The following is a 7,868-nucleotide window of genomic DNA, read 5'->3' on the forward strand; positions in this document are numbered from 1 at the left end:
CGCGGGTCCAAGCTGCTAGGCTCCCGGCAAAGCCGACCAAGGAAGCCCGCCATGCGCCGCATCGACGCCCCCACCCTCAAGGCCTGGATCAATGACGGCCAGGAGCTCGCCATCCTCGACGCGCGGGAGGACGGCGAGTTCGGCCAGTCGCACCTGTTCTGGGCCAATCCCTGCGGCCTCTCCCGCGCCGAAATCCGCGCCCGCCTGCTGCTGCCCCGCCTCGCCACCCGCGTGGTCTGCGTGGACGCCGGCACCGGCCTGGCCGAGCGCCTCGCCACCCTCCTCGCCGGCATCGGCTGCACCGACCTCGCCGTGCTGGACGGCGGCACCCCGGCCTGGGCCGCGGCCGGCTATGTGCTGTTCTCCGGCATGAACGTCCCCTCCAAGGCCTTCGGGGAATGGGTGGAGCACCACTACCACACCCCCTCCGTCGACCCCGGCGAGCTGCGCGCGATGATCGAGGGCGGCGAGAACATGGTCATCCTCGACAGCCGGCCGATGGACGAGTTCAACCGCATGTCCATCCCCGGCGCCATCGATGTCCCCGGCGGCGAGCTGGTCTACCGCATCGGCGAGATCGCCCCCGACCCGGCGACCACCATCGTCGTCAACTGCGCCGGCCGCACCCGCTCCATCATGGGCGCCGAGAGCCTGCGGTCCGCCGGCATCCCGAACAAGGTCGTGGCGCTCCGCAACGGCACCATGGGCTGGGAGCTGGCCGGCTTCGCCTGCGACCGCGGCAAGACCGCCAGCTTCCCCACCGGCACGCCGGAGAGCCTGCCGACCGCCCTCGCCCGCGCCACCGCCTTCGCCGAGGACTGGGGCGTCCGCCGCCTCGACCGCGCCGGTCTCGACCGGCTGCTCGCCGATGCCGGCCGCACCACCCATGTGCTCGACGTGCGGGACCCGGCCGAATACGCCGACGGCCACCTGCCCGGCAGCCGCAGCGCCCCCGGCGGCCAGCTGGTCCAGGGCACCGACAACTGGGTCGCGGTCCGCGGCGCCCGCATCGTGCTGGTCGACGACACCGGCGTCCGCGCCCGGATGACCGGCGGCTGGCTCCGCCAGCTCGGCCAGTGGGAGGTCTACGTGCTGGAGGACGGCCTCGCCGGCCGGCTGGAGAAAGGCACCCAGCCCGCCACCTGCCCCGAGGCCGCCGCCATCCATCCCAAGACCATCTCCCCCGCCGAGCTCTCCGCCCTGCTGGCCGAGGGCGGCGCCCAGGTGGTCCAGCTTTCCCGCTCCACCGACTTCCGGGAGGGCCATATCCCCGGCGCCCTCTGGGGCGTCCGCAGCCGCCTCGCCGGCCTCGCCCCGCAGCTCACCGGCGACCGCAGCGTGGTCGTCGCCGGGCCGGACGAGGCGATCGCCCGCCTCGCCATCCCCGAATTGCAGGCCCTGGTCCCCGCCCCGGTGAAGCTGCTGGCCGGCGGCCTCGCGGCCTGGAAGGCGGCCGGCCTGCCGCTCGCCAAGGACCGCCGCGTCCCGGCCGATGCCGATTGCATCGACGCCTATCTCCGCCCCTACGACCGCAACGACGGGGTCGAGGCGGCCATGCGCGAATACCTCTCCTGGGAGATCGACCTGGTGCACGAGGTCGCCCGCGACGGCGACGCCCGCTTCGGGCAAAAATGACGACCGCCAGGGCCACCCTCGGCCGGCTTTCCCTGCAATGGGGCCGCCGCCTCGGCGAGGGCCTGCTGAACGCCATCCTGCCGCCGCATTGCTTGACCTGCGATGCGGAGGTGGACCACCAGGGGGCGCTCTGCGCCGCCTGCTTCGGCACCCTTTCCTTCGTCACCGCACCGCTCTGCGCCCGCTGCGGCGTGCCCTTCCCGCATGCCGGCGTCGGCACCCCCAGCGCCGCGGGGCCCCTCTGCCCCGCCTGCCTGGACCGCCCCCCCGCCTACGCCACCGCCCGCGCCGCGCTGCGTTACGATGCCGGCGCCCAGCGCCTGATCCTGCCCTTCAAGCACGGCGACCGCACCGAGCTGGCCGGCCCGCTCGCCCGCCACATGGCCCGCGCCGGCGCCGCGCTGCTGGCCCGGGCGGATGTGCTGGCGCCGGTGCCGCTGCATTGGCGCCGGCTACTGTCGCGCCGCTACAACCAGGCGGCGCTGCTCTCGGCCCGGCTCGCCCGCATCGCCGGCAAGCCGCATGTGCCGGACCTGCTGCGCCGCGCCCGGCCGACGCCCCCCTTGGGCGACCTCGGCGCCGCCGCCCGCGCCGCGGTGCTGGCCGATGCCTTCACCCTGTCCCGCCGCGCCGCCGCCCGCATCGCCGGCCGCCGGGTGCTGCTGGTGGACGACGTGATGACCTCCGGCGCCACGGCCGAGGCCTGCGCCCGGCTGCTGCTGGCCGCCGGCGCCGCCGCGGTGGACGTGCTGGCCGCCGCCCGGGTGCCGGACCCGCGGCTGGAAGCGCCGCCCGGACCACGCCGGGCGAATACTGCGTCTTATTGAGACATCGGCGGCTTATTCCTGCCGCACCGTCCCAAGTTCCGTGGATCGGCCCTGCCGCCCCCGATCCTCATCTTCGCTTTACTTCCCCCTGCGAGGTTTTCCCCATCGCACCAAGGAAATCCGCGCCATGGCCACCTGCCCCAGCCCCCATGCCGAAGACCTGCTGGACATCGACCCCGACGAGATCATGGCCGGTTCGCCCTTCGCCATCCCGCCCAGCCCCGGCCAGTCCGGCAAGGTGCTGGCCGTGGCCATGGAACAGGGCGACCTGACCGCCTTCCTCGCCGCCATCGCGCTGATCTTCGCGCTGGTCTCGGCGCTCGGCGTATCGTTGCTGCCCGGCCTCTGAATCACCCTTGAACCGGGCGGGCCGGCAGCCAAATTCGCCGGCATGCCCAAGGTCGAAATCTTCACCATTCTCTTCTGCCCCTATTGCGAGCGCGCCAAGGCGCTGCTCAGCCGCAAGGGCGTCGCGTTCGAGGAAATCGACGCACCCACCGGGTCCCCGGCCCGCAAGGACGCCATCGCGCGCTCCGGCGGCCGCACGACCGTCCCGCAGATCTTCATCGACGGCCGGGCGATCGGCGGCTCCGACGACCTGACGGCGCTGGACCGCGCCGGCAAGCTGGACCCCCTGCTCGCCGCGGCCTGACCGCGCTGCTGGCACTCGACTTGCCCGGCTGCCAGGGTATAGCAGGATTTGGTCGCGGCACCGGAAAGGCTGGGGATGATCCGTTACGATCTGCGCTGCGGCGCGGGCCATGAATTCGACAGCTGGTTCAAGGACAGCGAGGCCTTCGACAAGCAGGCCAAGGCCGGCTTCGTCGAATGCCCGGCCTGCGGCAATACCGACGTGGCCAAGCAGCTCATGGCCCCCGCCATCCCGAAGAAGGGCAGCGCCCGGGCCAAGGAACTGCCCGCGCCCGAGGCGGTCCCCGCCACGACGCCTGTCCCGGAAGCCCCCTCCCAGCAGGTCGCCGCCAATGGCCCGGTGCCGGCCCAGCTCGTCGCCCTGCTGCAGCGGGTCCGCGCCGAGGTCGAGAAGAACTGCGACTACGTCGGCCCCAATTTCGCCGAGGAAGCCCGCAAGATCCACCGCGGCGACAGCACCCGCAGCGGCATCTACGGCGAGGCCAGCCCCGCCGATGCCGAGGCCCTGCGCGACGAGGGCATCGAGGTCGCCCGCATCCCCTGGGTGCCCCGGGCGGACTGAACCGGCTTCCGGGCCAGGGTTACGTCCAGGCCGGCATCAGCCGGCGCCCAGCCAGCGGGCGATCACCGGCGCCGCCGCCGTCAGGGCACCCAGGGCAGCGACCACCGCCGCCACCGGCGTGATGATCCGGGCGATGCGCAGATTGGCCGCTTCCGCCATGAGCTTCACCGCCTCGGCGGTCAGCTTGTGCTGCTCGGCCGCGGATTCGCGGGTTTCCTCCTGCGCCCGGTCGATCTGGGCCAGCAGGTTCCGGTCATGCAGGTCTGAGGTTGTCGAACTCATTGGACAGTCCTCGTGATCCGGCGGAAAGTCCCAGATACCATGCCGTCAAATTGTGGATCGGCAGGCAGCACGTCAAGCATTCCCTTTCGGCAACAAGTGCGCCCTACTCCGCCATCACCAAGTAATTCACCCCCACGTCCCGCCCGCAGCGCCAGCCGCCGCCCAGCGGGTCCCGCACCAGCCCGGTGATATCCGTCACGCGCAGCCCCGCCGCCCGCAGCCCGGCCCCCAGCTCCGCCGGGCGGACGAACATCCGCCAGTCATGCGTCCCGATGGGCAGCAGCCGCAGCAGGTATTCCGCCCCCAGCTTGGCCATGACGAAGGACCGCGGCGTCCGGTTCAGGGTCGAGACGAAGACCTGTCCCCCCGGCGCCAGCAGCCCCGCCAGGTGCCGGCAGAAATCGTCCCGGTCCGCCACATGCTCGATGACCTCCAGCGCCACCACCGCATCGAAGCGCTCGCCCGCGGCCAGCAGCCCCTCCGGCATGCCCTCCCGGTAGTCGATCGCCAGCCCCTCGGCCGCCGCATGCGCCCGTGCCGCGCCAAGCGCCGAGGCCGCGGCATCGAGGCCCGTCACAGTCGCCCCGGCCCGCGCCAGCGCCTCGCTCGCCAGCCCGGCACCACAGCCCACGTCCAGCACCCGCAGCCCGGCCAGCGGCGCCGGCCCGGCCGGGTCCCGCCCACGCCGGCGGGCCAGCCGGGCGATGATCCAGCCCATCCGCGCCGGGTTCATCGCATGCAGCGGCGCCATCGGCCCGCGCGGGTCCCACCACTGCGCCGCCAGCCGGTCGAATTTGGCGATCTCCGCGCCGATCGCGCTGGCCATCCCCTGGCCGGTCCCCCGGCTCACCTCAGCCATGCGTCGCTCTCTCCCCGCCCATTCCCGCGCCAAATGTTGCAGCCGGGGGGCCACATCGGTATCTGTGCCGCCCTTCCCGTGGCCGCAACCACGCCGCACCACCCACGGCCACTTTTTCCGGACCCGAACAACCCCGCCATGGCCCGTATCGTGATGAAGTTCGGCGGCACCTCCGTCGCCGACCTCGACCGTATCCGCAACGTCGCCAACCGCGTGAAGCGGGAGGTCGAGGCCGGCCATGAGGTGGCCGTCGTCGTCTCCGCCATGTCCGGCGTCACCAACCAGCTGGTCAAGTGGTGCCAGGAGCTCTCGCCGCTGCACGACGCGCGGGAATACGACGCGGTGGTCGCCACCGGGGAGCAGGTCACGACCGGCCTGCTTGCCATCGCGCTGCAGTCGATCGGCGTCGACGCCCGGTCCTGGCAGGGCTGGCAGGTGCCGATCCGCACCGACAGCGCGCATGGCAAGGCCCGGGTCGAGGCCATCGAGGGCGCCGTCCTGGTCGAGCGCATGCAGCAGGGCCAGGTCCCGGTCATCGCCGGCTTCCAGGGCATCGACCCGACGCGGGGCCGCATCACCACCCTCGGCCGCGGCGGCTCGGACCTCTCGGCCGTCGCCATCGCCGCCGCCGTCAAGGCGGACCGCTGCGACATCTACACCGATGTCGACGGCATCTACACGACCGACCCGCGCATCGTGCCCCGCGCCCGCAAGCTGGACCGCATCAGCTACGAGGAAATGCTGGAACTCGCCTCGGTCGGTGCCAAGGTATTGCAGACCCGGTCGGTCGAGCTGGCGATGAAGCAGCGCGTCCGGGTGCAGGTGTTGTCGAGCTTCGAGGACAAGCCAGGGTCCCTGGTGGTGGATGAGGACGAGATCGTGGAACAGCCCATCGTCAGCGGCATCGCCTATTCCCGGGACGATGCAAAGATCACCCTGCGCCGCGTGCCCGACAGGCCCGGCGTCGCCGCGCATGTCTTCGGCACCCTGGCCAAGGCCAATGTGAACGTCGACATGATCGTGCAGAACATCGGCGCCGATGCCGGCACCGACATGACCTTCACCGTCGGCAAGGCCGACCTGGCCCGCGCCCAGGACGTGCTGGACAAGGCCGAGGTGGGCTACGAGGCCCTGGTCGCCGACCCCGACGTCGCCAAGATCAGCGTCGTCGGCGTCGGCATGCGCAGCCATGCCGGCGTCGCCAACACCATGTTCCAGGCGCTGGCCGACAAGGGCATCAACATCCAGGTCATCTCGACCAGCGAGATCAAGGTCAGCGTCCTGATCGGCGCCGACTATACCGAACTGGCGGTGCGCGCCCTGCACACCGCCTATGGCCTCGACGGGCCGGGCTGACCGCGATGGACAGCCTCGCCCCCGTCTCCGCCGCCCCGCCGCAGGACGGCATGGCGGCCCTCGATGCGCTGATGGCCCGCGGCGCCGCCTTCTTCGGCGCCCGCTACGCCCTGATGGGCGGCGCGATGAGCTGGGTCAGCGAGCGCAACCTGGTCGCCGCCCTGTCCAATGCCGGCGCCTTCGGCGTGCTCGCCTGCGGCGCGATGGAGCCCGAGCGGCTGGCGCAGGAGATCGCCGGCACCCAGGCCCTGACGCAGCGCCCCTTCGGCGTGAACCTCATCACCATGCACCCGCGGCTGGACCAGCTCGTGGATACCTGCCTGGAAGCCAAGGTCGGCCATATCGTCTTCGCCGGCGGCATCCCGCCGACGGCCGCCATCCGCAAGGCCAAGGACGGCGGCGCCAAGGTGGTCTGCTTCGCCCCGGCGCTGGCGCTGGCCAAGAAGCTGGTCCGCTCCGGCGCCGATGCCCTGGTGATCGAGGGCTCCGAGGCCGGCGGCCATATCGGCCCGGTCTCGCTCAACGTCCTCGCCCAGGAAATCCTGCCGAGCCTCGGCGAGCAGGTGCCGATTTTCGTCGCCGGCGGCATCGGCCGCGGCGAGGCGATCCTCGCCTACCTCGAGATGGGCGCCGCCGGTGCCCAGCTCGGCACCCGCTTCGTCTGCGCCACCGAGTCCATCGCCCATCCGCTGTTCAAGCGTGCCTTCCTGCGCGGCAATGCGCGGGATGCGGTGCCGACCATGCAGATCGACGAGCGCTTCCCGGTCATCCCGGTGCGCGCCCTGGTCAATACCGGCACCAAGCGCTTCATGGCCCATCAGGCCGAGACGCTGGCCCGCTTCCAGTCGGGCGAGCTGACCAAGGAGGCCGCCCAGCTCGACATCGAGCATTTCTGGGCCGGCGCGCTCCGCCGCGCCGTGGTCGACGGCGATGTCGAGAACGGCAGCCTCATGGCCGGGCAATCGGTCGGCATGGTGGACCGCGAGGCCCCGGCGGCCGAGATCATCGCCGAGCTGATCGCCCAGGCGGCCGCCGTCCTCGCCCGCCGCGCCACGTGACGTTCCGGTGAAATCCGCCCGCCGCGCCCGGATCGGAACTGCCGCCTCCCCGGCGGCGGGCACCGGGCCATGGGCGTACCAAGGGGCGTACCACTGGGCGTACCTTTGGGCGCGCCGGACGGCATGAACCGCTCCCCATGAACCGCTCCCTCCGGCCCGAGCCCGCCGCCGGCGAAGCCGCCCGCCTCGGCGAGGAATTGCGCGAGGCGCGGCTGTCCCTCGGCCTTTCGGTCGAGGATGTCGCCACCGCCACCCGCATCCGCCGCCCCTATCTGGTGGCGCTGGAGGAGGGCCGCGTGCGGGACCTGCCCGCCCCCGCCTATGCCGTCGGCTTCGTGCGTACCTATGCCAAGGCGCTCGGCCTCGACGACACCGCGGTGGTGCGCCGCTTCCGCGAGGCCAGCGGCCCCGTGGTCCAGCGCAAGACCGACCTGATCTTCCCCGAGGCGGTGCCGGAACGCGGCGTCCCCGCCGGAGCGGTGATCCTGGCCGGCGCGGTGCTGGCGGTCGGCGGCTACCTCGGCTGGTACCAGTGGTCCGGCAGCGGCACCGCATCCACCGTGCGGGTCTCGCTCTCGGCGGAACCGGAGGAGGAGGTCCATGTCGGCTGGGAGATCCTGAAGTCGCTGGGCATCCGC

10 protein-coding genes are annotated in these 7,868 nt (G+C 72.4%); 8 read left to right on the forward strand and 2 right to left on the reverse strand.

Going from position 1 to position 7,868, the window contains the following annotated elements:
- Positions 1-51: 51 nt before the first annotated feature.
- The 5 genes from AC0IW9_RS21150 (at position 52) to AC0IW9_RS21170 (ending at position 3,675) form a co-directional block, all read left to right on the forward strand.
- Complete coding sequence (locus tag AC0IW9_RS21150) at positions 52-1,635, forward strand: rhodanese-like domain-containing protein (RefSeq protein ID WP_471650280.1); 1,584 nt, start codon at positions 52-54, stop codon at positions 1,633-1,635.
- On the forward strand, positions 1,632-2,462 hold the full coding sequence (locus tag AC0IW9_RS21155) for a double zinc ribbon domain-containing protein (protein WP_471650281.1): 831 nt from the start codon (positions 1,632-1,634) through the stop codon (positions 2,460-2,462). Before AC0IW9_RS21150 ends, AC0IW9_RS21155 begins: the two co-directional genes overlap by 4 nt.
- Before the next feature lie 127 nt (positions 2,463-2,589).
- Complete coding sequence (locus AC0IW9_RS21160) at positions 2,590-2,811, forward strand: hypothetical protein (protein ID WP_471650282.1); 222 nt, start codon at positions 2,590-2,592, stop codon at positions 2,809-2,811.
- A gap of 42 nt (positions 2,812-2,853) precedes the next feature.
- On the forward strand, positions 2,854-3,114 hold the full coding sequence (gene grxC, locus AC0IW9_RS21165; protein ID WP_471650283.1) for a glutaredoxin 3: 261 nt from the start codon (positions 2,854-2,856) through the stop codon (positions 3,112-3,114).
- 75 nt (positions 3,115-3,189) lie between these two features.
- Positions 3,190-3,675 carry a DUF1178 family protein gene (locus AC0IW9_RS21170; protein WP_471650284.1) on the forward strand — a complete coding sequence of 162 codons (486 nt, stop codon included), beginning with the start codon at positions 3,190-3,192 and terminating at the stop codon, positions 3,673-3,675.
- 36 nt (positions 3,676-3,711) lie between these two features.
- On the opposite strand, the gene AC0IW9_RS21175 is transcribed toward AC0IW9_RS21170, so the two are convergent.
- Positions 3,712-3,957: a hypothetical protein gene (locus tag AC0IW9_RS21175; protein ID WP_471650285.1), complete on the reverse strand. Its 246-nt coding sequence runs from the start codon at positions 3,955-3,957 to the stop codon at positions 3,712-3,714.
- Positions 3,958-4,060: 103 nt separating this feature from the next.
- The gene (gene ubiG / locus AC0IW9_RS21180) at positions 4,061-4,816 is read right to left on the reverse strand and encodes a bifunctional 2-polyprenyl-6-hydroxyphenol methylase/3-demethylubiquinol 3-O-methyltransferase UbiG (protein WP_471650286.1); all 756 of its coding nucleotides are present in this window, start codon (positions 4,814-4,816) and stop codon (positions 4,061-4,063) included.
- A 138-nt stretch (positions 4,817-4,954) separates the two neighbouring features.
- Here ubiG and AC0IW9_RS21185 point away from each other — a divergent pair, with 138 nt between their 5' ends.
- The 3 genes from AC0IW9_RS21185 to AC0IW9_RS21195 form a co-directional block, all read left to right on the forward strand.
- Positions 4,955-6,172 carry an aspartate kinase gene (locus tag AC0IW9_RS21185; RefSeq protein WP_471650287.1) on the forward strand — a complete coding sequence of 406 codons (1,218 nt, stop codon included), beginning with the start codon at positions 4,955-4,957 and terminating at the stop codon, positions 6,170-6,172.
- Positions 6,173-6,222: 50 nt separating this feature from the next.
- The gene (locus tag AC0IW9_RS21190) at positions 6,223-7,230 is read left to right on the forward strand and encodes an NAD(P)H-dependent flavin oxidoreductase (protein ID WP_471650291.1); all 1,008 of its coding nucleotides are present in this window, start codon (positions 6,223-6,225) and stop codon (positions 7,228-7,230) included.
- 137 nt (positions 7,231-7,367) lie between these two features.
- Positions 7,368-7,868: helix-turn-helix domain-containing protein (locus AC0IW9_RS21195; protein ID WP_471650288.1), on the forward strand; the 501-nt coding region annotated here is incomplete at its 3' end.

This window comes from Belnapia sp. AC561 (assembly GCF_979252845.1).